Origin of the sequence: Mesorhizobium sp. M0808, assembly GCF_040320025.1 — a bacterium.
Taxonomy (GTDB): domain Bacteria; phylum Pseudomonadota; class Alphaproteobacteria; order Rhizobiales; family Rhizobiaceae; genus Mesorhizobium.
On sequence record NZ_JAMYOX010000003.1, the window covers coordinates 54,039 to 79,287 of the forward strand.

Here is a 25,249-nt window from a genome sequence, read left to right on the forward strand (position 1 = left end):
TCGCCTATGGCTTGGTGGGCATGGCTTGGACGAAAGCCGCCATTTGGCGTTCGAGCGCTTTGAACGCGCTGCCGCGCCAGCTCTCGGCCATGGATGCCGATTTTGGATCAGGGAAGATTTCCTCTTCCCCTCGCGCCATGCCGTCCAGGATGCCTTTCGCGACGCTCTCCGCGGAGCTCTTCGGTATATCGGCGTCTCTGCTCATGTCGGTGTCTATGGGACCGGACAGGACTGCATGAACGCTCACGCCACGAGCGCCGGCGAGAGCACGCAGCGATTGCGTCATGGAAAACGCAGCGGCCTTCGACAGTGAGTAAGACGGAATAATCGGGAACGGAACGAGAGCCGCTTCCGACAGGATGTTGACCACGGCGCCGCGCGAATGCGTGAGCAGCGGCAGGAATGCGTGGGTTACGCCATGCAAGCCGAGCAGGTTGACGGCGAGGTGTCGCTCGAGCGCAGCACGATCGCCAAGATCGTCGTAGAGCCCGATGCCGGCGTTGTTGATGAGGATATCGAGAGACCCGATCCGCTCGACAGCCGCCCCAATCTGCACCGCATCGGTCACGTCCAGGATCAGCGGCGTGACGCGCCGATCCACGTGGGCGAGCGGTTTGCGCGCGCCGGCATAGACGCGCTTGGCACCCCGCCTCAATATTTCCTCGACCAGCGCCTTGCCGAGGCCGCGATTGGCCCCGGTCACGAGAACGGCTTTGTTTGTGACTTCCATCGATTTCGGCACGGCGATCTCTCCTCCTCTTGCATGAATGCAAGCCATTCGTTCTTGCATCATGCAAGTAGGCTATGATTTTCTGTTCCCACGCTTGGACGCCGTCTCCCCCGTTGCATTGCTCCAGGGCAGCCGGCGCTATCGCCGGGCGAACCCTTGCAACTAGGACCCGACTTCCAATGTCGTGTAGGAGATCGGCGAAGGCCGCTCCAGGAAGGCGCCGCTTATGGCCGAAACGAAATTCTTCGCGTCCGCCGAGCGTAGAAAAGCGTCGCGCTCCTGCTTCGATGCCCAGCGCTCGACGCAGATGGTAACGTTGGGCTCGGCCTCCGAGCGAAAGACGCTATAGTCGATGCAACCGCTTTGCTTGCGGGCCGCCCCCGCCACGTCCCGCAGGGCATTCCGCACCTTGCTTTCGATGCCGGGCTTCGCCGCTGCCGTCGTCATGACGATCATCCCGGCGCCATCGCCTGCCGCCTTGCGCTCGGCGGTGCGGGTATCCTCGCTTTGCGGCACGACCGTTGGGTTGGCGTTGTCTTCGCCCTTGTTGGGTTGCCCCTTGCCCGTCGAAATCAGGTCGCGAAGACTCGCGACATAGAAGCGCCACGAGTCATGGCAGACATCGTAGCATTCTTCACTCGGCTTCAGCCCGACATGGGTGAAACGCAGCTCGGTCCCCTTTTCGGTCGGCGCGATCTCGAAGACCACGTCCGTGCCGGTCCACTCGGTCGCATCCTTGACGAAGTTGAAGTAGTTCAGAACGACGTGCCAGACGACCTTCTTGCCGGGCACAAGCTCCGTGACCTTGAACGTGCCGCGGGGGATATCCTTGAAATGATAGTAGAATATCGCACCGAGCTTGTTGGTATCGCCGTCGATATCTTCGGACCACCAGGCGCGCGGATTGACAACCGCGGCAAAAACCTCTTCGGGGCTTTGCTTAACGACGAATGACGTCGTGTAATCTTCTTCCTTTTTCATAACATATCTCCTGTCTAGATCTGATTGGTTGATGGACACCCGAAATCTCGGGCGATGAAGTGGAGCGACGCTCTCTCGACCTCTGTCGCTTGCATCATGCAAGTACAATGCATACTTGCATGATGCAAGTCAATAGGGTATGTTCACACCATGCTTGGTCGTCTCTATGAAAAACAAAACTGCTCGGCCTCACGGGCCCTGGAACTGGTCGGCGAGCGCTGGAGCCTGTTGATCCTGCGCGACGCGATATTCGGCGGCTGCACGCGCTTTTCGCAATTCCAGAAGAGCCTGGGGATCGCCACCAACATCCTGACCAAGCGCCTCGAGGATTTCGTCGAGGCCGGCCTGATGGACCGTCGCCCGGGTGCCGCCGGCGAGCAGGCCGACTACGTCCTGACCCGGAAGGGGCTGGAATTCAAAACGGTCATTATCGCGCTGACCGAGTGGGGCGACAAATGGGTGCGGCCCGGACCCATCGTCTACTGCGACCAATCCGACGGCAAGCCCGTCGAGGTGCAATTGCGTCGCGCCGGCAATGGCAAGCGGGCCGACTTCGCCGACGTCGTGGCCGCCCTGCGCTAGGCACGGCGGCGGCTCCGGCCCGCAGCACGATCCAAGACGAAGCTGTTTCGCATCGTGCCATAATGTTACCGCATATCTCACCTCCCAAGGTTGCATCTGTGGGCCGGGTCTGGTGGGTAGTTCGCGGGAGGAAACATGTCCGTCGGGCAGCGATCGACTTTGCGGCAACGTCTTTTTGCGGGACCGCGGCACGCCTGATCGCGTGCGGTGAGGAACGCCAAATTGCGCTTGGGGCTGGTCCGCGCACCGTTCAGCGGAAGCTCGAGCAGCTCGCGGCAGCAGGCAAGGTGCAATCATTCGGCCACGGTCGGGCGCGTCGCTGGACGATCCCATCCACGCCATTAGGTTCAATAAGAAGTGGGTGGGAATTTAAAAAGTGGTGCCCCTAGCCGGGATCGAACCAGCACTCCTTGCGGAACTCGATTTTGAGTCGAGCGCGTCTACCAATTCCGCCATAGGGGCTCAGGCCGGGCGGCCTGGATGGGCGCGGACTATACGGTTGGAGGCCTGTTCGTCAACTGGCCAATTCCCGAGATCCCATCTAGCTCGAGCCCAGCCTTTCGGTTTTCGTGATACGGCGCTTCGATCGATAGCGGGCATCTCGTCCCGTTTGAACCCTTCTACCGCAACAGCGGCCACAGAATGCCGATGAATACCGACGCCCCATCCATGAGCCAATGCGCCGTCGCCAGCGGCAGGATGCGGCGCACGCGCAGGTACACGAGGGTGATGAATGTCGAATGCGCGATGGGTGCCAAGAGCCGGTAGAGCATGAAATGCGGGTCGAACGTCAGCGGCATCACCGCATGCTGAAACGACCAGGAAAACGCTACGACGGCAACGGCAAATCCCGTGCTTCCCGACAAGACTTGGAAACGCGGCAGAAGATAGCCGTTATAGGTGGTCTGCTCCGTAATGCCCCAGACCAACGGAAGAGATCAGCACCCCGTAGAGCGCAGGCAAGAGCGGCAAAGGTCCGTATATTTGCGGTGCGTCAGGGTTGCCATAGACCAACAGGCTGCTGGCGGTGATCCCAACGTAGATGAAAACGAGGCTCGGGAGGATGAGCGCAACGCCCAACAACAGATCGCGCCCCAAGCGGTGGCGATCGAAACCGACCAAATCGAGCAACGTGATGCCCTCGCGCCGCGCAAGGCACCAAAGGAGTCCAAGGCAGCCCGCGTCGATCAAGCTGCCGTATACCGGCAGCCAAGCCCCTGCGTCGCGCCAGGGCGTCGCCGAACCGTGCGCAGCGTACACGGCCGCAACCAGGCCCTGCGCGGCAACAGCGAAAGCCGACCGCGCGAACAACATCAGGGCGGGGCCGGACCATGTCAGCGCGCCGGCAGATCGCCGCTCGAGAATGGCGGCACGGGAGTTCGGGATTATGGCTTCGCTCATGATCGATGAAGTTGGGATCGGCTTCCGAACGTTATGGTGGAAACGAGTTCAGCCAAGTCCGGTTTCCGGAGTGAAAGCAGAATGTATCGAGCCGGCCATGAGCAAAAACATCATCACCGAGGGCGGCTCACATCTCCTCGAGGGCGTCGGCAATATAGCCGCCGGTCTGAAGCTTCCACAGTCGGGCATAGAGCCCGTCGCGCTCCAGCAGCGCCGATGGTTTTCCCTCCTCGACGATGCGGCCTTTGTCGAGGACGACGATCCGGTCCATCCTGGCAATCGTCGACAGGCGATGGGCGATGGCGATCACAGTTTTGCCTTCCATCAGAAGAGCGAGCTTGTCCTGGACCGCCGCCTCGGCCTCGCTGTCCAATGCGGACGTCGCCTCATCGAGAACCAGGATTGGCGCGTCCTTGAGCAACACCCGGGCGATCGCGACGCGCTGACGCTGGCCGCCGGAAAGTTTCACCCCGCGGTCGCCGACGAAAGCGTCGTAGCCGGTGCGGCCTTCGCCATCTCTGAGATCGGCGATGAAGCCGTCGGCCTCGGCCAGCATCGCGGCGCGCTCCAACGCCTCCGGCGGGGCATCGGGCCGGCCATAACGGATGTTGTCGCCGACGGAGCGATGCAGCAGTGAGACGTCCTGGGTGACGACGCCGATGCTCTCCCGAAGGCTGGCCTGGGTCACGCTGCGGAGATCCTGCCCATCGATCAGGATCGCGCCGCCCTTCAGCTCGAAGAACCTCAGGAGCAGGCTGACAAGGGTCGACTTGCCGGCCCCGGAGAGGCCGACGAGCCCGACCTTCTCGCCGGCGCGCACGGTGAGAGACAGGTCTTCGATCACCCGTTGCCCCTCGCGGTATTCGAACTGGATGTTCTTGAACTCGACTTCGCCGGCCGTGACGTCGAGCGGCTTGGCGTTCGGCGCGTCTTTTATGGTCGGCGGCGTCGTCACGACCGGCATTGCGTCGCGGATCGTGCCCACCGCCTGGAAAATCTGCTGGCCCATCTGCAGGAAGGCACGGGAGTTGGCATTGAGCCGCTGCACGATGGCGATCGAAGCGGCGAACTGACCAACCGTGACGAAGCCGGCGACAAATCCCCAGAGCCCTATGGCAACGTTGGTGAGAAAGAGGGCAACGTTGAGCAGGACGACGCCCATATCGGTCGTCAGATAGATGCGCCTTTCGCGCTGCTGGGTCTCGATGGCGTTTTCCATCACGGTCCGCATCGCGCCCGCCTCGCTGTCTTCCGCCGCAAACAGCTTGACCATCTGAATGTTGCTGTAGAGGTCGGTCATGGCGCCGACCACGAGGCTTCGCCCCCGCGCCGAGCGGCGCGACCGCTCGGAATATTGGGGTACCGCCACCACCGCAATGGCGATGTTGGCGGAGATCCAGAGGAAAACCGGAAGCGCCAGCGGCCAGGACAACGCGCCAAGCAGAACGAGCGACCCGACGAGTTGCACCAGAAACAGCGGTATTCTGTAGAAGGCCACGACGATCTGCTGCTGCACGGCGGATGCGACTTGCGAAATGCGCGACGCCACCTGACCTGCGAAGAGGTCGTGGAAGAAGGCAAGATCCTGACGTTCCACCGCCTTGTGGCCCTGCCACTGCATCGCCGCCGGCATGCATACGGCCACCGTCTGCGAGTTCAGCGCATTGCCCACGAAGATGAGCAACGGCAGCACGGGGAAAACCAGCACGCCGAGCACGACCAGCGTCGGCCAGTCCTCCTGCAGGAAAACCGCCGCGCCCTTCGCGCTCACCCCATCGACGACGAACGAGGCCCCCCAAATCGTCGCAAGGTTGATCCCCTCGACCGCCATCATCAGGACGGTAATGGCCGCAAGGGTGCCGCGGAACATCCGCGCAAAATGCAGGAGCAGTGCAAACGGCCCGCTCGCAGGCAGCGGCGCGGGTGGAATATCCAGCGGACGGATGAGCTTCTCAAAGGGGCGATAAATGAAATCAGACAACGACATGGCGGCGCAAAGGGCGAAGCAGGGAGAGAGGATGCGACAGGAATCGCCGGTATTTAAACACGGATCGTGTTCGACCGGAAAACCCACGATGTAATTGGAAACTGCCTTGACGCACTTCAGCGGGCAAGTGTTCGACGCCATGGCTTGCTCGTCAACTGGCCAAATCCCGACATCTGGGCTCGCTCAAGCCTCAGCCTTTCGATTTCGTGAAGCAGCTGCCATTGTGCAGCGCGGAAAATCTTTCTAGACAGGCGGCGCATGTCATTGAAGCGCACCTTGTCCGACGAGGTTGATGCGGGGCGCTTCCAAGTCTTGTTTGTACATGTCGTGATCCCAAGACCGCTTCTGGTTTGGGCGTGCATTAGGAGTGCCGATGCTTCGCGGACTTTACGACTGGACCTTGTCGCTGGCGGCGAGCAAATCCGCCGAATGGTGGCTGGCCTTCATCGCCTTCGTCGAGAGCTCGGTGTTCCTGGTGCCGGCCGACGTCCTCTATCTGCCGATGGCGCTGTCACGGCCGGATCGCGCCTATCGTTACGCGCTGGTCGCCACCGTCGCCTCGGTGCTGGGCGGCATCGCCGGCTGGTTCATCGGCCATTATGCCTATGATGCGGTGGCGCGGCCGATCCTCGAATTTTATGGCAAATATGACGAGTTCGAAGCGATGCGCGTCTCATCGGGTGTCGGCTTCATCATCCTGATGCTGGTCACCTCCGGCCTCGCCCATCTGCCGCCGATCAAGGTTGTGACGATCCTGTCGGGCGTCATCGGTGTTCCTTTGCTGCTGTTCATCGTGCTGGCAATCGTGGCGCGCGGTGCTCGCTTCCTGTTTCTCGCCTGGCTCTTGCGCCGCTATGGCGAGCCGATCCGCCACTTCATCGAAAAGCGCCTTGGCCAGATTGCAGGCGCCGCCGCCGCTGCCCTGATTTTGCTCTATATCGTCGTCAAATACGCCGTCTGAACGACATCGAACCGAATGGACTGAGTCCGATGACAGCGACCGTGAATGCCGATACCGGACGCCAGCGGCTGCGCACCGCCCTGTTTCTCGCTGTCGCCATGGCCGCCACGGTCGGCTCGGCGCTGGCCTTCCAGTATCTCGGCGGCTATATCCCCTGCAAGCTCTGCCTCGAGCAGCGCACGCCTTACTACGTCGGCGTGCCCTTGATGCTGCTGGCGGTGCTTGCGTCGGCTCTTCACGCGCCAGCCTGGGTAAGCCGTGGCCTGCTGGCTGTTGGCGGCCTGCTGATGCTCTACGGCGTCTATCTCGGCGTTTATCACTCCGGCGTCGAATGGGCGTGGTGGCCAGGCCCGACCGATTGCACCGCAGCCGCCGGGCCGGTGGACACCGGCGGCAAGGGCGTGCTCGATGCGCTCGACAAATTCGTCCCGCCCTCCTGCGACAAGGCGGCGCTCCGCATCCTCGGCCTGTCGCTGGCCGGCTGGAACGCCATCGCCAGCTTTGTCCTGGCAGTCGTCGCCTTCCGCGGCGCCTTTGCCCGCGACTGATTTAGCGCGACACGAGATCATCCAAGAATTCGGCAGGCTGAGTCGGGTGGAGTGATTGTCGAGAACCGAAGCGGAGCGGACATTGGTCCGTGAGCATCGGAAGCGCAGACAATCGCTTCAGACGGCCAGCCTCCCGAATTATCGGATGATCTCACGGCTCAAGTTCGACATCCCAGTACAGATAATCCATCCAGCTTTCGTGTAGATGGTTGGGCGGGAACAGCCGGCCGTTATTATGCAAATCATGCACCGTCGGCTGGTAGGGCTTCTGCAGCGGCCACATCTTGGCGTGGGCCGGCATCATGCCGCCCTTCCTCAGATTGCAGGGCGAGCAGGCAGCGACGACATTCTCCCAGGTCGTGGCGCCGCCGCGATGGCGAGGAATGACATGGTCGAACGTCAGATCGTCCGGCGTGCCGCAATATTGGCATTGGAAACGGTCACGCAGGAAGACGTTGAAACGGGTAAACGCCGGATGCCTCGACGGCTTCACGTAAGCCTTCAGGCTGACGACGCTCGGCAGCTTCATCGAAAAGGTCGGTGAAGAGACGGCGTGTTCGTATTCGGCGACGATGTTCACCCTCTCGAGGAACACCGCCTTGATGGCATCCTGCCAGGACCAGAGCGACAGGGGGTAATAGCTGAGCGGACGGTAATCCGCATTCAGCACCAGCGCTGGAAGCCCATCCGGAGATACGGCAACCGTCACGTCGTTGACCTCCTTCACCCTAGAACCGGTCGACGCGGATACTGTAAGCCCGACATGACAGGGATGTGAAGCGGATTGTCGATCATGCCGGGTCTCAAAAACGCATGATTTCAATGCTTTTTTGCGGATTCAGGCCGGAGGCGCGGCATCCCTGCCCTTCAATTCGCGATAATAAGCCCAGAAAAGCCGCGATGCGACGCCGCGCCACGGGCTCCATGATTCGGCAAGCCGGATCAGCATTTTCTCCGGCGGACGCGGGTCGATGCCGAGTGCATGGCCGACCGCGCTCTGCAATGCAACGTCGCGCGCCGGAAAGATATCTGGGTGTCCGGCGGCAAACAAAAGGTAGACTTCAGCCGTCCACGAGCCGATGCCCGGCACCTTGGTCATGGCCGCGATCGCCTCGCTTGCATCGAGCCGGCACAGGTGATCGAGGTCGAGTCCCTCGGCCAGCGCCCGGGCGACGGCAACCAGGCCGCGCTGCTTGGGCCGCGACAGCCCGGCCTCGCGAAAGATCGCCTCGTCGGCGGCAAGTATCGCCTGCGGCGTCAGCGGATCGAGCAGTCTCGTCAGCCGGCCGAAGATGGCATCGGCGCTCGCGCGGGACACTTGTTGTGAAACGACGATCGAGGCAAGGCTCCTGAACCCCGGCTCCGACAGCCTGAGCGGCACCTCGCCGGCCATGCCGCGCACTTTTTCCAGGCGTGGGTCGAGTAAGCATAGCCTATCCAGCCCTTGCGCAATGTCGTCGAGACTGGCGATGCGTTGCATGTCTGCTTGTTCCAAAATCAAAAGTGCCGCACGCTTCGTCACGTGTCCCTCTGGACGCACGACGCCACCGGCGCAAAGTAGCAATTGGCGAAAGCGCCACACAACCCGATTGCCGCCGGACAATGACACTGCTGACATTCCGCTTCGCGCCGAGCCCGAACGGCGAACTGCATCTCGGCCATGCCTATTCGGCGCTGCTCAATCAGAAATTGGCAAAGGCGGCGGGCGGACGCCTGCTGCTGCGCATCGAGGATATCGACACGACGCGCTGCACGCCGGAATTCGAGGCAGGCATTTTTCGCGACCTGAAATGGCTGGGGCTTGGCTGGGAGGAACCGGTGCGCCGCCAGTCCGAGCATTTTGCCGAATATCGGGCGATGCTCGAGCGGCTGATCGAAGCGGAGCTTGTCTATCCGGCCTTCATGAGCAGAAGTGAGATCCGCGCCTTCATCGCCGACAGCGAAAAGCGCGGCCGCGACTGGCCTCGCGACCCGGACGGCGTGCCGCTCTATCCCGCCGCCGACAAGGCGTTGACGGCGAGCGAACGCAAGCGGCGCGTCGCCGAAAATGTGCCATTTGCCTGGCGGCTGGACGTCGATGCGGCAATAGCGCGCGCCGGCAAGGACCTGTCATGGGCCGAACACACGGACGAGACGCTCTCCGCGACGCGTCGTGTCGAAGCCCATCCGCAGGATTGGGGCGACGTGGTCGTGGCGCGCCGCGAAATCCCGACCAGTTATCACCTCGCCGTCACCATGGACGACGCGCTGCAGGGCGTCAGCCATGTCGTGCGCGGCCAGGACCTTTATTCCGCGACCAGCGTGCAGCGGCTGCTTCAGCAACTGCTTGGCCTGCCGCAGCCGGCCTATTTTCACCATCGCCTGATCCTGGGCCCGGACGGACGAAAACTGTCGAAGAGCCTTGGCGATACCGGCCTTGCCGCCCAGCGTAAGGCGGGCGCATCGCCCGCCGATCTCAAGCGGCTGGTCGGTCTCTAGACTAGACCGGTGAGCTCGCGGCCATCAACGGCGCTCCTTCAATTCAAATGACTCTATGGATCAACCGTTTGGTTTTGCTTGCCGGCCCGAACGGCATTAAGCAGTCGCCGCAGTCGATCCCTCACCCGAATTCATCGCGGCCTCCGGAAATGCACAGCCTCAAGCGGTTCATCCCCGCCTCTTTCGTCGCCCTGTGGGCGACCGGCTTCATCGGCGCGCGCTATGCCATGCCGTGGGCGGAGCCCTTTACGTTCCTGGCCGCGCGCTTTGTCCTGGCCGCAATCCTGCTTGTCGCTTTGATGGCCGCACTTGGTTCGAGCCGCGCCACCCGCGATGAGGCGCTGCACGCGACCGGTGCCGGCATCCTGATGCATGGCATCTATCTCGGCGGCGTGTTCTGGGCAATCCACCGGGGCATGCCCGCCGGACTTTCAGCCCTGATCGTCGGCCTGCAGCCGCTGATCACGGCAGTGCTCGCCGGCCGGCTTCTCGGCGAGGCCATCCTGCCGCGCCACTGGGCCGGTCTCGGCCTCGGGTTGATCGGCGTGGTGATCGTGCTTTGGCCGAAGCTCGGTGCGCTCGGCGGCGGCGTGACGGCCGAGACACTGGGCGCCTCGCTGGTCTCGGTACTCGGCATGAGCGCCGGCACCATCTGGCAGAAGCGCTTTGCTTCCGGCGGCGATCTGGTGGCTGCCACGTTCTGGCAATATGTCGGCGGCGCATCGGTGATGGCTCTGGCCTCGCTCGCCTTCGAGACCCGAACGGTCATCGTCAACGGCGAACTGATCTTCGCCATGGCCTGGCTCGTGCTGGTGCTGTCGATCGGCGCCATCTTCCTGTTGATGGTGATGATCCGCGACGGCGAAATGTCGAAGGTCGCCTCGCTGTTTTACCTCGTGCCGGCTGTCACCGCGGTCATCGCCTGGGCATTGTTCGGTGAGCACTTGAGCCCGCTCCAGATCGCCGGCATGGCGATCGCGACGCTCGGCGTCGGGCTGGCGACGGCTCAGCCGCCGACGCGGGCACGCGCCTCTAAATAGCGGCTGATCGCGGCGTTGAGCTCGCCACCGAGGATGAAGATCGCTGAGACGATATAGAGGAACACGACGGCGATCATGATCGAGGCGAGGCCGGCATAGGTCGTCACATAGGACGAGAAATGATCGAGATAGGCGGCGAAGATGGTCGACCCGATGAGCCAGCCGACCAGCGTGAAGATGATGCCAGGCACGATCGAAACGAAGCGGCGCTTGCCGGCCGGCAACCAGAAATGCACGGCGAACAGGCCGCCGATGATGACTACCGAGGCGATGACGTAACGCCACAGCGTGATCGTGCCCATATAGGGTTTTATCCATTCGAAATGCGACTCGGCCAGCCGTGCCAGCAATGGCGCGAAGACCAGCAGCACGCTGATGGCCAAAAACCCGGCCGTCGCGATCAGCACGAAGATGATGCTCTGCACCCGCCGGTAGATGATGCCGCGCGTTTCCGAGACGCGATAGGCCCGGTTGAGCGAGGTGCGCAGCGCCTCGATGCCGTTCGAGGCGAAATATCCGGCAAGCACGATACCGTAGGTCAACAGGTCGCTGCGCCGGACGGTAAGCACGTTGAGCACCTCGCGCGCGATCGGTTTGGCGATCTGCTCGGGCCATGTGTCGAACACAAGGTGCACGGCGGTGTCGGCGAAAGCCTGCGCGCCGAAAAAACTCGCCAGCGTCGTGGCGAAGATCAGGAAAGGAAAAAGCGCCATCAGCGCGGTGATCGCCAGATGGCTGGCCATTGCCCAGCCGTCGTCGGTGTTGAAATGGCCGAGCGCGTCGTAGAGGACGCGTTTGAGGGCTACGATCTTCCGCAACAAGAACCGCGTTCCCTTCGATTGTCCCGACGCCGCGAATATGGGAAGGGTTTGCGGTAAATGACAACCCTAGGTCAAACCACCATTCCTCCCGGAGAAGAGTTGCGCACCATCATTGTCACAGGTGCCTCTTCCGGTATAGGCGCCTATTGCGCCCATGCTCTTAAGAAGGAAGGCTGGCGGGTGTTCGCAACGGCCCGAAAGCCCGAAGATATCGCTGCGCTCGAGGCCGACGGCATCGAGGCCTTTTATCTGGACTACACCGAGTCCGGATCGATCGAGGCGCTGGTGGCGTCGGTGCTGGAACGGACCGGCGGCCGGCTCGATGCGCTATTCAACAATGGCGCCTACGGACAGCCCGGCGCCGTCGAGGACCTGCCGGTCGAGGCTTTACGGCAGCAGTTCGAGGCCAATGTCTTTGGCTGGCATGACCTCACTCGCCGTGTCGTACCGGTGATGCGCGGCCAGGGCCATGGTCGTCTCGTTCATTGCTCGTCGATCCTCGGCCTGGCGCCGGTGCCTTTTCGCGGCGCCTACTCGGCATCGAAGCACGCTATCGAAGGGCTGATGCTGTCCCTCTACCAAGAACTCCTCGGCAGCGGAATCCATGTTTCGCTGATCGAGCCGGGGCCGGTGAAATCGAAGATCGCCAGCAACAGCCTTGCGTGGTTCCTGGCAAATATCGATCACGAGAAGTCCGTTCATCGCCTCGCCTATGCGGCGCAACTCAAACGGCTGCGGGCCGGCGGCAGCACATCGCGGCTGAAGCCCGGGCCGGAGGTGGTTTATTCCGCCTTGCATCATGCGCTTCTGTCGCGGCGCCCGCGCCCGCATTATGTGGTAACTGTGCCGGCCAGGATCGGCGCGATCCTTAAACGCATCCTGCCGTCATCGGCACTCTACCGTCTGCTCGCCAAACGCGCCTGAACGCAATCCAACTGGAACACACCATGGCAACCGTCTTCAACATTCTCGCCGTTCTCGTTATGGTCGCCGTGGTGATCGTACTGATCCGCGGCCTCATCAACATGATGCGCGGCGGCTCCAGCATGACCTCCAACAAACTGATGCAGACGCGCGTGCTCTTGCAGTTCGTGGCCTTGGTGCTGATCATGCTGGCGGTGTATTTCACCCGTAAGTGACGCAGCAGCCACCAGCCGGGAGGTAACCCGTGGTCAAGCTCAACAAGATCTACACCCGCACTGGCGACGATGGCACCACAGGCCTCGGCTCTGGCGAGCGGCGGCTGAAATCCGACCTTCGCATCGACGCCTACGGCACGGTCGACGAGGCCAATGCCTGCATCGGCATGGCCCGCATTCATACCGCGGCAGTAAATCCGGCGATCGATGCGATGCTCGGCCGCATCCAGAACGACCTTTTCGACCTCGGCGCCGATCTGGCAGTCCCCGATAATGGCAAGCCGCTCGACTACGAGCCGTTGCGCATCATCGCCTCGCAGACCGACCGCATCGAACAGGATATCGATCTCCTCAACAAGGACCTTGAGCCGCTCAAATCCTTCGTGCTCAACGGCGGTACGCCGGCAGCGGCTGCCCTTCACCTCGCCCGCACGGTGGCCCGCCGCGCCGAGCGCATCATGGTGGCGCTGTCGCAAGACCCGGACGAGCACGTCAACCGCGAGGCGATAAGATACATCAACCGTGTCTCGGACTTTCTGTTCGTCGCCGCACGCGCGGTCAATGACAACGGAAATGCCGACGTGCTATGGGTTCCCGGCAAGAACCGCTGAATCTGCCGGGTCATCCACGATCTTCAGGTTTTGGAAGCGGGAGAGGCCTGATGTTTATCCCGCTTTACGACACCAACCGGCTGCGGCACATCAAGCTGCAATATGTGACGATCAGCCTGATCGCGCTCAACGTGCTGATCTACTTTGTCACCACACTGGGCGGCGAGGATTTCGCCAACGCCGCGGTGCTGGGCCTCGGTTTCATCCCGTCGGTTGTGCATGACAGCGTCGAGCTCGCTCCGCAATTTGTCGTCATTCCGGAGAGCCTGAGCTATCTGACCTATTCCTTCCTGCACGCGGATATCTTCCACCTCGGCGGCAACATGCTGTTCCTGTGGGTGTTCGGCGACAATGTCGAGGATGCACTCGGCCATGTCCGCTACCTCGTCTTCTACCTGCTTTGCGCCATCGCCGGCGCTTTCTTCCAGGGTCTGGTTGCCTGGGATTCGCAGGTGCCGCTGATTGGCGCGTCGGGCGCCATCGCCGGTGTGGTCGCCGCCTATCTGATCCTTTATCCGCGGGTGAAGGTATGGGTGCTGGTCTTCGCGCGCATCCCGTTGCGCATCCCGGCCTTCATCCCGCTGATCCTGTGGATCCTGTTCCAGATCTTCATGTTCGCCCAGGGGGGCGAGGATCAGGTTTCCTGGGCCTGCCATATTGGCGGCATCATCGCTGGAGCCGTGCTGGTGCTTGTCTTGCGCAGCCGCGGCGTACCGCTACTCGCCGGCGCAGACGAGGAGCCGGCCGTGGTTGCCGGTCCGGTGCCCGTAGCCGTGGAGCCGGCGCCAAGCGACCCACAACCTGCGCAGCCGGCGCCGCGCTGGGGCCGGGGGACCGTTTCCGGTCCGGACTGAACCGATTTGAGTGCTTCGCCGAGGATCCGAGTGCGCCCCGATATTGACGCGCGGGGTCGCCGCAACTACGGAAGCGCCACCCTACTGGCGTGGCGAAGACCAGAATTCCGTCCGGAATGTCGGCTTTCGACAACTCTGAAGAGGTGCACGCTGCTATAGCGCGCCCGACGAGCGTGAAGAGACTATCGTGAAAGAGGTGACAGGCAAATGAAGATCCTTGTGCCCGTGAAGCGGGTTGTGGATGCGAACGTCAAGGTCCGGGTTAAGGCGGACGGTTCGGCGGTGGAACTCGCCAACGTCAAGATGGCGATGAACCCGTTCGACGAGATCGCGGTCGAAGAGGCGATCCGGCTAAAGGAAGCTGGCAAGGCCGAAGAGATCATCGTCGTGTCGATCGGGCCGCAGCAGGCACAGGAGACCTTGCGCACGGCGCTCGCCATGGGCGCCGACCGCGCCATCCTGGTCAAGACCGACGAGCAGACTGAGCCGCTGGGCGTCGCCAAGGTGCTGAAGGGCGTCGTCGAGGCAGAACAGCCCGGCCTTGTCATTCTCGGCAAGCAGGCGATCGACGACGATTCCAACCAGACCGGCCAGATGCTGGCCGCACTTCTCGGCTGGGCGCAGGGCACCTTCGCCTCCAAGATCGTGCTCGACGGTGACAAGGCCACGGTGACGCGCGAGGTCGATGGCGGCCTGCAGACGCTGGAACTGAAGATGCCGGCGATCGTCACGGCCGATTTGCGGCTGAACCAGCCACGCTACGCGTCTCTGCCCAACATCATGAAGGCCAAGAAGAAGCCGCTCGACGAGAAGAGCCCTGCCGATTACGGCGCCGATGTCAAGCCGCGGCTTAAAGTGATCAAGACCGAGGAGCCGGGCGGCCGCAAGGCGGGCGTCAAGGTCAAGAGCGTCGCCGAACTGGTAGACAAGCTGAAGAACGAAGCCGGCGTGCTCTAAGGAAATCCGATGAGGCCGGCCTGCAAACGGCCGGTTTCTCCGCTTCCGGTGCTCACGTACTGAAGTACGCTCCGCTCCGGTTCTCGAAACCAACCGTTTTCGACTCGGCCTGACCGGATTTCAGGAGCCTCGAAGACGAAAGTCAGGAAAACATCATGGCTATTCTTCTGATTGCCGAACACGACAACGCTGCGCTTTCCGACCAGACCGCCAAGGCGCTTTCGGCGGCGCTGCAGATCGGTTCGGACGTGCATGTGCTGGTTGCCGGCAAAGGTGCCAAGCCGGCAGCGGACGCCGCCGCCAAGCTCAAGGGCGTCACCAAGGTGCTGCTCGCCGACGCCGACGAACTGACCGAGCGTCTCGCCGAACCGCTGGCGGCACTCGTCGTTTCGCTTGCTGAGCCATACGAGACGATCATCGCGCCGGCGACCTCGTCGGGCAAGAACGTCGCGCCCCGCGTGGCGGCGCTGCTCGATGTCGCCCAGATATCTGAAATCATCGAAGTCGTGTCGCCCGACACCTTCAAGCGGCCGATCTATGCCGGCAACGCCATCCAGACGGTGCAGTCCAGTGACGCCAAGAAGGTCATCACGGTGCGTACCGCTTCCTTCCAGGCAGCACCCGAGGGCGGTTCCGCGCCGGTCGAGACGGTCCAGGCGGCGGCCAATCCCGGCCTGTCGAGCTTTGTCGAGAACAAGCTCTCCGAGACCGACCGTCCAGAGCTGACCTCGGCCAAGATCATCATCTCGGGCGGCCGTGCGCTGGGCTCCTCCGAGAAGTTCCAGGAGGTCATCCTGCCGGTCGCCGACAAGCTCGGTGCGGCGGTTGGCGCATCTCGCGCCGCCGTCGATGCCGGCTATGCGCCGAACGACTGGCAGGTCGGCCAGACCGGCAAGGTGGTAGCGCCCGACCTTTATATTGCCGTCGGCATCTCCGGTGCCATCCAGCACCTTGCCGGCATGAAGGATTCGAAGGTGATCGTTGCCATCAACAAGGACGAGGAAGCGCCGATCTTCCAGGTCGCCGACTACGGTCTCGTCGGCGATCTCTTCGTCATTCTGCCGGAACTGCAAAAGGCGCTTTGACGCCTTCTGCCAAAGCGTATTAAATTCTGAGGGGTGGGGTAGACGAAGTCGCCCCGCCCTTTTAGTTTGCACTGCACAAAAAACGGGCCGCAAAGGCCTCGACGGGATCGGGTAATGAGCAAGATCGAGACGATCGGCATCATCGGCGCGGGCCAGATGGGTGGCGGCATCGCCCATGTGTCGGCGCTGGCGGGCTACAAGGTGCTGGTTTACGATATTTCGCCCGACCGCACCGAAAAGGGCATCGCTACGATCAGCGGCAACATGGCCCGTCAGGTCGGCTCCGGCAAACTCGAGGAAAAGCTGCGCAATGAGGCGATGGCGCGCATTTCGTCGGCACCGGCCATGGCCGACCTTGCGGGCGCCGATCTGGTGATCGAAGCAGCGACCGAGGACGAGACGGTCAAGCGCAAGATCTATGCCCAGCTCTGCCCGCAGCTCAACCCCGAGGCCATCCTGGCGACGAACACGTCATCGATCTCGATCACACGGCTGGCTTCACAAACCGACCGGCCGGAACGCTTCATCGGCATACATTTCATGAATCCGGTTCCGGTGATGAAGCTGGTCGAACTGGTGCGCGGCATCGCCACCGAGGACCAGACCTTCGAGGCGGCAAAAACCTATGTGAAGCAGCTCGACAAGACGATAACCGTCTCGGAGGATTTCCCGGCCTTCATCGTCAACCGCATCCTGCTGCCGATGATCAACGAGGCGATCTACACGCTCTATGAAGGTGTCGGCTCGGTCGACGCCATCGATACCGCCATGAAGCTCGGCGCCAACCATCCGATGGGGCCGCTGCAGCTTGCCGATTTCATCGGGCTCGATACCTGCCTGTCGATCATGCAGGTGCTGCATGACGGGCTGTCGGATTCGAAATACCGCCCCTGCCCGCTGCTGGTCAAATATGTCGAGGCTGGCTGGCTCGGCCGCAAGACCGGCCGCGGCTTCTACGACTATCGCGGCGAGCATCCCGTTCCGACACGCTGATCGCCTCGCTACCAGCGCACAAAAAGTCGTCCGCCGAGCGCCCCGAGCACGGCAAGGATGGCGACCGCGATCGTATACCAGGTGCCGACGAAAAGCGGCGAATCGTCGAAGCAATGCGCCGCATAGAAGGTCGCCGCCAGCCCGCCGGCAAGCAGGCCCGCGGCCGCACCGGCAAGCACCGGCCTTGTCGGCGCGCCATGGCGCAGCACCGCGAGAAAGACGGCAAGCGGGCCGATCCCGATCAACGGAATGAAGGTCAGGCAGATGACCATGTTCGTGCCGACCAGGCGCGTGCCCCAGTCGGACGCAGGCACGGCGAAGAGTTCGAGAATCACAGCCACAATCACCAGCAGCGGCGCGGCGACCATCCAGCTCACCGCCCGGCCGGTCGATGCACCGGGCGTCGACAGCCCACGCACCAGGACAAAGGCGCTGGCGGCAAGAGCAATCGTGAAGACGAATTTGGACAGGAACCGCATCGTGTGCATGGCGATCGCGATGTCGGGGCGCGGGCCGATCGTCAGCCAGAAAACCGCGGCCGCGATCACGATGGCCGCGCCGGTGGCAAGCCACCAGGTGGTGCCTAGCGGCAGCGCCTTGCTGCGGGCATCGGCGTCGAGCGCCTTGATGAGATCTTCGGTCCTCATGTTATTCCCGCCCCGCCCTGAACCGTTTGGCAATGGCGGCAAGCCCGCGGTGCAGTGACACCCGCACAGCCGTCTCGCTGATGCCGAATTTGGCCGCGGTCTCACCGATTGACCGGCCTTCGACCGATACGGCCGAGACGACGGAACGCTGTGCCGGCGACAGGCTGTCGAGCGCCCGGTTGATGTCGCGCTCGCTCACCGTCTCCGATTCCGGCTCGGCAAAGGTCTCGGCGATTTCGTCGATCTCGATCTCGATCCGCCGACCGCGCCGCCGGAACGCATCGATCAGCTTGAAGCGGGCTATTGCATAGACCCAAGGCAGCACCGGCGCATCATGGCGCCAGGTGTGTCGTTTCACATGAATGGCCAGCAAGGTTTCCTGCACGACATCCTCGGGATCCACCCCGCCCTGCACGATCTTGCGCCGGGCAAAGCCACGAACGAGCGCGGCGATCCGGTGCAGAAAGTCGGCATAGGCCCTTTCGTCTCCGGCGATCGCGGCCCGCAGCAGGCGTGAAAGCTCGGCTTCGTCCTTGCCGCTCACAAGAGTTCACTCCCCGATATTCGCGTCTCGGCGCTGATTTGTTACGGGGCCGGCGAAATAATGTCCAAGGCAAATTAGCTGAGCATCACGAAAGTTTGCTCCTTTTGAGCGATTGAGTGGGCCAGCAATGTTGACTGCACCAGTCAGGTATTGGTAGGTGCAGCGTGCCAAGCCAAAGACCATCGAAATCGAGGACGACGCCATGAAATATGCTCTTTCCGCCCTTGCCGGTGCGACAGCACTTGCAATCAGCCTGATCGCCGGCCCGGCAATAGCAGAGGACGAGGGCATCGTCGTCTACAACGCCCAGCACGAAAACCTGACCAAGGCCTGGGCGGAGGGATTCACCAAGGAAACCGGCATCAAGGTTACCGTCCGCAATGGCGGCGACAGCGATTTCTCCAATCAGATCGTTGCGGAAGGCACCGCTTCGCCCGCCGATGTATTCCTGACGGAGAATTCGCCGGCCATGGCATTAGTCGAGGCGGCCGGCCTGTTCGCACCGGTCGGCACCGAGACGCTGGCCCAGGTTCCGCAGGAGTACCAGCCGGCGAGCGGCAAATGGGTCGGCGTCGCCGCGCGCAGCACCGTCTTTGCCTACAACAAGACCAAGCTGAGCGCCGACCAGCTGCCCAAATCGCTGCTCGATCTCGCCGATCCGAGCTGGAAGGGCCGCTGGGCCGCTTCGCCCTCCGGCGCCGATTTCCAGGCGATCGTCAGCGCGCTTCTGCAGCTCAAGGGTGAGGCGGCGACGGCCGAATGGCTGAAGGCGATGAAGGAGAATTTTACCGCCTATAAGGGCAACAGCACGGTGATGAAGGCGGTCAATGCCGGCGAGGTCGAAGGCGGCGTGATCTATCACTATTACTACTACGGCGATCAGGCCAAGACCGGCGAGAACAGCAAGAACGTCGAGTTGCACTATTTCAAGCATCAGGATCCCGGTGCTTTCGTCTCGATTTCCGGCGGCGGCGTGCTGGCCTCGAGCAAGCACCCGAAGGAAGCGCAGGCTTTCCTGAAATGGGTCACCGGCAATGGCGGCCAGGACGTGCTGAAAACAGGCGATTCGTTCGAATACGCAGTCGGCAAGGGCGCCGAGTCCAATCCGAAGCTGGTGCCGCTGGCCGATCTGCAGGCGCCGAAAGTCGACCCGACGACGCTGAACTCGAAAAAGGTGACCGACCTGATGACGGCGGCCGGCTTGCTTTAGCCGGCGTTCGTCCTAAAAGGGCAACCGACTGCGCTCCTGTGGGAATTCGCTTTCCACAGGAGCGCTCTGTTTTCAAGATGGCATTTGCCTATGACCACAAGCTACCCGCGAGATTATCCGCCGCCGATCGTTTCCGCCTCCGGGCGGAGCTGGCGCAACGTCTGATCTGATGCAATCCGCGATCGATCTCGCACGCCCAGGCTTGCCGGCCGACGCCACGGCCGTGCGGGCACGTCGTTGGTCGGTCTCATGGATTGCGTTGGCTGCCGTCTTTGTCTCGCTTTTCGCGCTGCTGCCGCTTGCCTTCATCGTCTGGGTGGCGGTGCAGACCGGCTGGGAAACGGTGGCGGCGCTGGTGTTCAGGCCGCGCGTCGGCGAACTTCTGGTCAACACCAGCCTGCTGGTGGTGTTGGCGGTGCCGATCTCGATCGTGCTGTCGGTCATGCTGGCCTGGCTGACCGAGCGCAGCGATCTGCCGGGTGCCCGCCTATGGGCCTGGCTGTCGGTGGCGCCGCTCGCCATTCCGGCCTTCGTCCACAGTTACGCCTGGGTCACCATGGTGCCCAGACTGCACGGCCTGTGGGCCGGCGTGCTTGTGTCGGTCATCGCCTATTTCCCCTTCCTTTATCTGCCGGTGGCGGCGGCATTGCGCCGGCTCGATCCCGCTCTCGAGGATGCAGCGGCAGCCCTTGGTCTCGGCCCGTGGCGTGTGTTCAGGCGTGTCGTGCTGCCGCAGCTCCGGCTCGCCATTTGCGGCGGCTCCCTGCTGGTCGGCCTGCATCTCCTGGCCGAATACGGGCTCTATGTCTTCATCCGCTTCGACACCTTCACCACCGCGATCGTCGACCAGTTCCAGTCGACCTTCAACGGTCCCGCCGCCAACATGCTGGCCGGCGTGCTGGTGACCTGCTGCCTTGTGCTGCTCGGGCTGGAGGTGCTGGTGCGCGGCGAGGAGCGCTATGCCCGCGTCGGTTCGGGTGCTGCGCGCCAGCAGCAGCGCACGGGCCTTGGGCGCGCCACCATTCCTTGCCTGCTGCTGCCTGCCATTACCACGCTGCTGGCGCTCGGCGTGCCGTTCGCCACTATCGGCCGCTGGCTCATGGCCGGCGGCGCCGATGTCTGGCGGCTCGACGAGATCGGCCTGGCGCTTGGCCAAACGCTGTTCCTAGCAATTGCCGGCGCGCTGCTCGCCACCGTCGCGGCAATGCCGATGGCGTGGATTTCGATCCGCGCGCCGGGGCGGCTGCAACGCGTCCTGGAGGGCTGCAACTATATCGTCGGCGCGTTGCCCGGCGTTGTCATCGCCCTGGCGCTGGTCACCATCGCCGTGCGTATCGCCATGCCGCTCTACCAGACCCTGTTCACCATCCTGGTCGCCTATGCGCTGATGTTCCTGCCGCGCGCCCTGATTAGCCTCAGGGCGTCGATCGCACAGGCGCCGGTCGAGCTCGAACGCGCCGCCTCCAGCCTCGGCCGGTCGCCGCTCAAGGCGCTGTGGTCGACGACCATCCGCCTGTCGGCGCCGGGCGCCGCAGCCGGCATGGCGTTGGTCGCGCTGGGTATCATGAACGAATTGACCGCAACCCAGATGCTGGCGCCCAACGGCACCCGCACGCTGGCCATGGCGTTCTGGTCCTATAGCGGCGAGATCGACTATGCGTCGGCGGCGCCTTATGCCCTGATCATGGTGGCGATGTCGCTGCCTTTGACCTGGTTGCTCTACGTCCAGTCGAAGCGGATGGCCGGGCGATGAGCTTTCTCGAGCTGAGCGGCATCCACAAGCACTACGGGCCGGTCGCAGCACTTGCCGGCGTCGACCTCAGCGTGGCCAGCGGCAGCCGTACGGCTGTCGTCGGGCCGTCCGGTTGCGGCAAGACCACCTTGCTGCGGCTGATCGCCGGCTTCGAGGCGCCGGACCAGGGCCGCATCGTGCTTGATGGCGAGGTGCTGGCCGATGGCGACACGGCCGTGCCGGCGCATCGCCGCGGCATCGGGCTGGTGGCGCAGGACGGCGCTCTATTCCCGCATCTGAGCATCGCCGCCAATATCGGCTTCGGCATGGGGCGTCACGAGGAAAAGCGCAGTGAGCGCATCGCCGAGCTCGCCTATGTCGTCGGGCTGGACAAAGGTATCCTGAAGCGCCGTCCGCACGAACTCTCCGGTGGCCAGCAGCAGCGCGTCGCGCTCGCCCGCGCCATGGCCATGAAGCCGCGGCTGATGCTGCTCGACGAGCCGTTCTCGGCGCTCGACACCGGCCTGCGCGCCTCGATGCGCAAGGCCGTGGCCGAGCTCCTTGAAACCGCCGGCATCACCACCATCCTGGTCACCCACGACCAGGCCGAGGCGCTGTCATTCGCCAGCCAGGTCGCGGTGATGCGCGACGGCAAATTCTCGCAGGTCGGCACGCCGCGCGAGCTCTATTTCAAGCCGAAGGACAGGATGGTCGCCGAGTTCCTTGGCGACGCCATCGTCCTGCCGGCAAGGATCGCCGATGGCTTCGCAATCTCGCCGCTCGGCCGCATCGCTGTCGACAGCTCGGAGCGGCGCGACGTCGCTCGCATCATGCTGCGGCCGGAGCAGGTGTTGCTGAAACGCACATCGCGTGAAGGCATGTCCGGCACGCCGGACATGCTGTTCGGCGAGGTGACGGAATCGGAGTTCGCCGGCTCGATGTGCACCATCGCGGTGCGTCTGTTGAACAGCCCCGATCCGCCCGACGCCGCCGCCATCGGCAATACGCCGTTGATCCTGCGCAAGCCGGGCATGGACGCGCCGGCGATCGGCGAGATCGTCCGGCTGACCGTGTCGGGCAAGGCGCATGTGTTTGCCTGAACGGTTTTGCGCAAGGCCGACTTCAATCGACCCGTTTGCCCGCCTGATCGAACCAATGCAGCTTTTCGGACCTAGCCACGACGCGCAATTGGTCGCCTGGCTTGGCGCTAGCGCGGCCTGAGACGCGCACCACGATGCGGCTGCCGGCTGCCACGCAATGGAGAAAGCTTTCGGCACCGACCGGTTCGACCGCTTCCACTGTTGCCGGCAGCGCGAGCGCGCCGGCCGGCGCCTCTGCCGCGAAGGTGATGTCGGCGTCCTCCGGACGAAAGCCTAGTGTCACTGCCTTGCCCTGTCGAGGCGCCAAGCCAATCACAGTGCCGTCCGCCAATACCGAGCTTGGGGAGGCCCCTGTGAGCGCCAGCAGATTCATCGGCGGTGCGCCTATGAACGAAGCGACGAAGGTCGAGGCCGGTTTCTCGTACACATCAAGCGGCGCGCCGGTCTGCTCGACCAGGCCGGCGTTCATGACGACGAGGATGTCGGCCAGCGTCATCGCCTCAAGCTGGTCGTGCGTGACATAAACCGAGGTGACGCCAAGCGAGCGCTGCAGATTCTTGATCTCGATGCGCATCTGCCCGCGCAATTTCGCATCGAGGTTGGACAGCGGTTCGTCGAACAGGAAGACCTTCGGGTTGCGTACGATGGCGCGACCCATGGCGACGCGCTGGCGCTGACCGCCGGAAAGCTCGCGCGGGCGCCGGTCGAGCAGCGCCGAAAGCTCCAGCACCTTGGCAGTCGAGCGTACCCTGCTGTCGATCTCGTCATTCGGCGTGCCGCGGTTGCGCAGGCCATAGGCCATGTTGTCATAGACCTTCATATGTGGGTAGAGCGCGTAGTTCTGGAACACCATGGCGATGTCGCGCTCGGTCGGGCCAATGGCGTTGACCACCTTGCCGTCGATGGCGACAGTACCGGCAGAAATCGTCTCCAGCCCGGCGATCATCCTCAGCAGCGTAGACTTGCCGCAGCCGGAGGGGCCGACCAGCACGCAAAGCTCCTTGTCGGGAATGGCGATGGAAACGCCCTTCACGGCCTCGACACCGCTGGGATAGATTTTCCTGACATCCTTCAGATCCACGGTCGCCATCGGCTTCTCACTTTTCGGATTCGACCAGACCGCGCACGAACCAGCGTTGCATCAGCACGACCACCAGGATCGGCGGCACGATGGCCAGCATTGCCGTGACCATCACCAGGTGCCATTGGGTGTCGGCATCGGCGAAGGAAACCATCTTTCTCAGCGCGATGACGATGGTGTTCATGTCGTTGCTGTTGGTGACGAGCAGCGGCCAAAGATACTGCGTCCAGCCATAGATGAAGAGGATCACGAACAGCGCGGCGATGTTTGTCCGCGACAGCGGCACCAGAATATCGAAAAAGAAGCGCCATGGCCCGGCACCGTCGACACGCGCCGCCTCGACCAATTCGCCCGGTATGGTCATGAAGAACTGGCGAAACAGCAGCGTTGCGGTGGCCGAGGCGATCAGCGGGACGATCAGGCCGGCATAGGTGTCGATCATGCCGAGATCGACCATCACCTTGTAGGTCGGCAGGATGCGCACCTCGACTGGAAGCATCAAGGTGATGAAGATCAGCCAGAAGAAGGTCATGCGCAGCGGAAAGCGAAAGAACACAATCGCGTAGGCCGACAGGATCGAGATGAAGATCTTTCCCACCGCAACGCCGAGCGCCATGATCGTGGTGTTGAGGAGCAGCCTGCCGACGCTGACCCCGCCGATACGACCGATGCCGCCGAACAGCGCCTCGCTGTAATTGTTCCATAGCTGGTCGCCGGGCAAGAGCGGCAGGGGCGGCCTGAGGATCGTTTGCAGCGTGTGCGTCGAGGCAACGAAGGTGTAGTAGATCGGAAAAGCCACGATCAATATGCCGAGGATGAGCACGGCATGGGCGATGAAGGTGCGGAGCGGGGACTGGCCGATCATCGCTGCCCTCAGCCGTAATGGACTTTGCGTTCCACATAGCGGAACTGGATCGCTGTGAGCGCAATGACGATGGCCATCAGGATGACCGACTGCGCCGCCGAATCGCCCAGGATCAGATTGACGAAGCCGTCATTGTAGACCTTGTAGACCAGCGTCTCGGTCGTCTTGCCCGGCCCGCCGCCGGTGACGGCATGAACGATGCCGAACGTGTCGAACAGGGCATAGACGGTGTTGACGACCAGCAGGAAAAAGGTTGTCGGCGCAAGCAGCGGGAAGACGATGGTCCAGAAGCGCTTGGTTTCGCCGGCGCCGTCCATGGCCGCCGCTTCGATCAGCGTTTTCGGCACCGCCTGCAGGCCGGCGACGAAGAACAGGAAGTTGTAGCTGATCTGCTTCCAGGCAGCAGCCGACACCAGCAGGATCATGGCGTGGGTGCCGTTGAGCAGCGGGTCCCATACGATGCCGAGGCTTCTCAGCAAATAGGCCAACGAGCCGATCGAGGGATTGAACAGGAAAAGCCAAAGCATGCCGGCAATCGCCGGCGCCACGGCGTAAGGCCATATCAACAGTGTGCGGTAGAGGCCTTTGCCGCGCACGGCCTTCTCGGCCATGACCGCGAGCAGCAGGGCCACAACCATGGCAACGATCGCGGTCGCAAGAGAGAACACTACGGTGACCTTGATCGAGTTGAGGTAGGCCGGATCGGCCAGCACCTTCCGGAAATTGGCAAACCAGACGAACCTGCTCTTCAGCCCGAACGGGTCTTGCCTGAGCATCGACTGGTAAAGCGCCTGACCGGCCGGCCAGTAGAAGAAAACCAGGGTGATGGCGAGTTGTGGCGCCACCAGCAGGTAGGGCAGGATCTTGTTGGGAAAGACGACGCGTGGAGACAGGCTGATTTC

The 25,249-nt window shown here is 62.8% G+C and carries 28 protein-coding genes and 1 tRNA gene; 15 read left to right on the top strand and 14 right to left on the bottom strand.

Annotated features, from left to right (window positions below; all coding sequences use genetic code 11):
• Positions 1–4 precede the first annotated feature (4 nt).
• Both NKI25_RS05910 and NKI25_RS05915 read right to left on the bottom strand, forming a co-directional pair.
• Positions 5–742 (bottom strand): SDR family NAD(P)-dependent oxidoreductase, encoded by a 738-nt coding sequence (locus NKI25_RS05910; RefSeq protein WP_352998251.1) that lies wholly within the window; start codon positions 740–742, stop codon positions 5–7.
• A 150-nt stretch (positions 743–892) separates the two neighbouring features.
• Positions 893–1,711, bottom strand: coding sequence for an antibiotic biosynthesis monooxygenase (locus NKI25_RS05915; protein ID WP_352998252.1), 819 nt, complete (start codon positions 1,709–1,711; stop codon positions 893–895).
• Between the two features lie 150 nt (positions 1,712–1,861).
• On the opposite strand from NKI25_RS05915, the gene NKI25_RS05920 reads away from it, so the two are divergent.
• Positions 1,862–2,293 carry a winged helix-turn-helix transcriptional regulator gene (locus NKI25_RS05920; RefSeq protein WP_352646639.1) on the top strand — a complete coding sequence of 144 codons (432 nt, stop codon included), beginning with the start codon at positions 1,862–1,864 and terminating at the stop codon, positions 2,291–2,293.
• Positions 2,294–2,670: 377 nt separating this feature from the next.
• Here the strand turns inward: NKI25_RS05920 and NKI25_RS05925 are convergent.
• The 4 genes from NKI25_RS05925 to NKI25_RS05940 form a co-directional block, all read right to left on the bottom strand.
• Positions 2,671–2,755: transfer RNA gene (locus NKI25_RS05925), tRNA-Leu, on the bottom strand.
• Between the two features lie 158 nt (positions 2,756–2,913).
• Entirely contained in the window at positions 2,914–3,222 is a 309-nt protein-coding gene (locus NKI25_RS05930) for a CPBP family glutamic-type intramembrane protease (RefSeq protein WP_352998253.1), read from the bottom strand.
• On the bottom strand, positions 3,188–3,694 hold the full coding sequence (locus NKI25_RS05935) for a hypothetical protein (RefSeq protein WP_352998254.1): 507 nt from the start codon (positions 3,692–3,694) through the stop codon (positions 3,188–3,190). Before NKI25_RS05935 ends, NKI25_RS05930 begins: the two co-directional genes overlap by 35 nt.
• Before the next feature lie 127 nt (positions 3,695–3,821).
• Positions 3,822–5,681: an ABC transporter ATP-binding protein gene (locus NKI25_RS05940; protein WP_352634002.1), complete on the bottom strand. Its 1,860-nt coding sequence runs from the start codon at positions 5,679–5,681 to the stop codon at positions 3,822–3,824.
• 373 nt (positions 5,682–6,054) lie between these two features.
• Here NKI25_RS05940 and NKI25_RS05945 point away from each other — a divergent pair, with 373 nt between their 5' ends.
• Both NKI25_RS05945 and NKI25_RS05950 read left to right on the top strand, forming a co-directional pair.
• Positions 6,055–6,642, top strand: coding sequence for a YqaA family protein (locus NKI25_RS05945; protein WP_023677958.1), 588 nt, complete (start codon positions 6,055–6,057; stop codon positions 6,640–6,642).
• Positions 6,643–6,671: 29 nt separating this feature from the next.
• On the top strand, positions 6,672–7,190 hold the full coding sequence (locus NKI25_RS05950) for a disulfide bond formation protein B (RefSeq protein WP_023677957.1): 519 nt from the start codon (positions 6,672–6,674) through the stop codon (positions 7,188–7,190).
• A 151-nt stretch (positions 7,191–7,341) separates the two neighbouring features.
• On the opposite strand, the gene NKI25_RS05955 is transcribed toward NKI25_RS05950, so the two are convergent.
• Both NKI25_RS05955 and NKI25_RS05960 read right to left on the bottom strand, forming a co-directional pair.
• A complete protein-coding gene (locus tag NKI25_RS05955; RefSeq protein WP_023677956.1) occupies positions 7,342–7,899 on the bottom strand; it encodes an HNH endonuclease in 558 nt (185 codons plus the stop codon).
• A gap of 129 nt (positions 7,900–8,028) precedes the next feature.
• Entirely contained in the window at positions 8,029–8,670 is a 642-nt protein-coding gene (locus tag NKI25_RS05960) for a DNA-3-methyladenine glycosylase family protein (protein WP_352634004.1), read from the bottom strand.
• Between the two features lie 122 nt (positions 8,671–8,792).
• Between NKI25_RS05960 and gluQRS the strand changes: the two genes are divergently transcribed.
• Positions 8,793–9,668 (top strand): tRNA glutamyl-Q(34) synthetase GluQRS, encoded by an 876-nt coding sequence (gluQRS, locus tag NKI25_RS05965; protein ID WP_352593921.1) that lies wholly within the window; start codon positions 8,793–8,795, stop codon positions 9,666–9,668.
• A gap of 149 nt (positions 9,669–9,817) precedes the next feature.
• The gene (locus NKI25_RS05970) at positions 9,818–10,708 is read left to right on the top strand and encodes a DMT family transporter (protein WP_352593920.1); all 891 of its coding nucleotides are present in this window, start codon (positions 9,818–9,820) and stop codon (positions 10,706–10,708) included.
• Here the strand turns inward: NKI25_RS05970 and NKI25_RS05975 are convergent.
• On the bottom strand, positions 10,675–11,529 hold the full coding sequence (locus tag NKI25_RS05975) for a YihY/virulence factor BrkB family protein (protein WP_292656768.1): 855 nt from the start codon (positions 11,527–11,529) through the stop codon (positions 10,675–10,677). The genes NKI25_RS05970 and NKI25_RS05975 overlap by 34 nt on opposite strands.
• Positions 11,530–11,586: 57 nt before the next feature.
• On the opposite strand from NKI25_RS05975, the gene NKI25_RS05980 reads away from it, so the two are divergent.
• From NKI25_RS05980 to NKI25_RS06010, 7 genes are all read left to right on the top strand, one after another.
• On the top strand, positions 11,587–12,453 hold the full coding sequence (locus NKI25_RS05980; protein WP_352998255.1) for an SDR family oxidoreductase: 867 nt from the start codon (positions 11,587–11,589) through the stop codon (positions 12,451–12,453).
• 23 nt (positions 12,454–12,476) lie between these two features.
• Complete coding sequence (locus tag NKI25_RS05985; protein ID WP_023677950.1) at positions 12,477–12,668, top strand: twin transmembrane helix small protein; 192 nt, start codon at positions 12,477–12,479, stop codon at positions 12,666–12,668.
• 29 nt (positions 12,669–12,697) lie between these two features.
• The gene (locus NKI25_RS05990) at positions 12,698–13,279 is read left to right on the top strand and encodes a cob(I)yrinic acid a,c-diamide adenosyltransferase (protein WP_023677949.1); all 582 of its coding nucleotides are present in this window, start codon (positions 12,698–12,700) and stop codon (positions 13,277–13,279) included.
• 50 nt (positions 13,280–13,329) lie between these two features.
• A complete protein-coding gene (locus tag NKI25_RS05995) occupies positions 13,330–14,133 on the top strand; it encodes a rhomboid family intramembrane serine protease (protein WP_352456677.1) in 804 nt (267 codons plus the stop codon).
• A 207-nt stretch (positions 14,134–14,340) separates the two neighbouring features.
• Entirely contained in the window at positions 14,341–15,090 is a 750-nt protein-coding gene (locus NKI25_RS06000) for an electron transfer flavoprotein subunit beta/FixA family protein (RefSeq protein ID WP_023677947.1), read from the top strand.
• A 155-nt stretch (positions 15,091–15,245) separates the two neighbouring features.
• A complete protein-coding gene (locus NKI25_RS06005; protein ID WP_023677946.1) occupies positions 15,246–16,175 on the top strand; it encodes an electron transfer flavoprotein subunit alpha/FixB family protein in 930 nt (309 codons plus the stop codon).
• 114 nt (positions 16,176–16,289) lie between these two features.
• On the top strand, positions 16,290–17,168 hold the full coding sequence (locus tag NKI25_RS06010) for a 3-hydroxybutyryl-CoA dehydrogenase (RefSeq protein ID WP_352998256.1): 879 nt from the start codon (positions 16,290–16,292) through the stop codon (positions 17,166–17,168).
• An 8-nt stretch (positions 17,169–17,176) separates the two neighbouring features.
• Here the strand turns inward: NKI25_RS06010 and NKI25_RS06015 are convergent, their stop codons facing one another.
• Both NKI25_RS06015 and NKI25_RS06020 read right to left on the bottom strand, forming a co-directional pair.
• The gene (locus NKI25_RS06015; protein ID WP_352593919.1) at positions 17,177–17,815 is read right to left on the bottom strand and encodes an NrsF family protein; all 639 of its coding nucleotides are present in this window, start codon (positions 17,813–17,815) and stop codon (positions 17,177–17,179) included.
• Between the two features lies 1 nt (position 17,816).
• Positions 17,817–18,359, bottom strand: coding sequence for a sigma-70 family RNA polymerase sigma factor (locus NKI25_RS06020; protein WP_352570551.1), 543 nt, complete (start codon positions 18,357–18,359; stop codon positions 17,817–17,819).
• Between the two features lie 202 nt (positions 18,360–18,561).
• Between NKI25_RS06020 and NKI25_RS06025 the strand changes: the two genes are divergently transcribed.
• The 3 genes from NKI25_RS06025 (at position 18,562) to NKI25_RS06035 (ending at position 22,401) form a co-directional block, all read left to right on the top strand.
• Complete coding sequence (locus NKI25_RS06025; protein ID WP_352577252.1) at positions 18,562–19,569, top strand: iron ABC transporter substrate-binding protein; 1,008 nt, start codon at positions 18,562–18,564, stop codon at positions 19,567–19,569.
• A gap of 169 nt (positions 19,570–19,738) precedes the next feature.
• On the top strand, positions 19,739–21,322 hold the full coding sequence (locus NKI25_RS06030) for an ABC transporter permease (RefSeq protein ID WP_352577202.1): 1,584 nt from the start codon (positions 19,739–19,741) through the stop codon (positions 21,320–21,322).
• Positions 21,319–22,401: an ABC transporter ATP-binding protein gene (locus NKI25_RS06035; RefSeq protein WP_352577204.1), complete on the top strand. Its 1,083-nt coding sequence runs from the start codon at positions 21,319–21,321 to the stop codon at positions 22,399–22,401. The genes NKI25_RS06030 and NKI25_RS06035 overlap by 4 nt, the downstream gene beginning before the upstream one ends.
• A gap of 22 nt (positions 22,402–22,423) precedes the next feature.
• Here NKI25_RS06035 and ugpC read toward each other — a convergent pair whose 3' ends face one another.
• The 3 genes from ugpC to ugpA are packed head-to-tail and all read right to left on the bottom strand — an operon-like array spanning position 22,424 to position 25,240.
• Positions 22,424–23,491, bottom strand: coding sequence for a sn-glycerol-3-phosphate ABC transporter ATP-binding protein UgpC (gene ugpC / locus NKI25_RS06040; RefSeq protein WP_352452447.1), 1,068 nt, complete (start codon positions 23,489–23,491; stop codon positions 22,424–22,426).
• Positions 23,492–23,498: 7 nt separating this feature from the next.
• Positions 23,499–24,347: a sn-glycerol-3-phosphate ABC transporter permease UgpE gene (gene ugpE, locus NKI25_RS06045; RefSeq protein ID WP_023677937.1), complete on the bottom strand. Its 849-nt coding sequence runs from the start codon at positions 24,345–24,347 to the stop codon at positions 23,499–23,501.
• 8 nt (positions 24,348–24,355) lie between these two features.
• Positions 24,356–25,240: a sn-glycerol-3-phosphate ABC transporter permease UgpA gene (gene ugpA / locus NKI25_RS06050; RefSeq protein ID WP_023677936.1), complete on the bottom strand. Its 885-nt coding sequence runs from the start codon at positions 25,238–25,240 to the stop codon at positions 24,356–24,358.
• Positions 25,241–25,249: the final 9 nt, after the last annotated feature.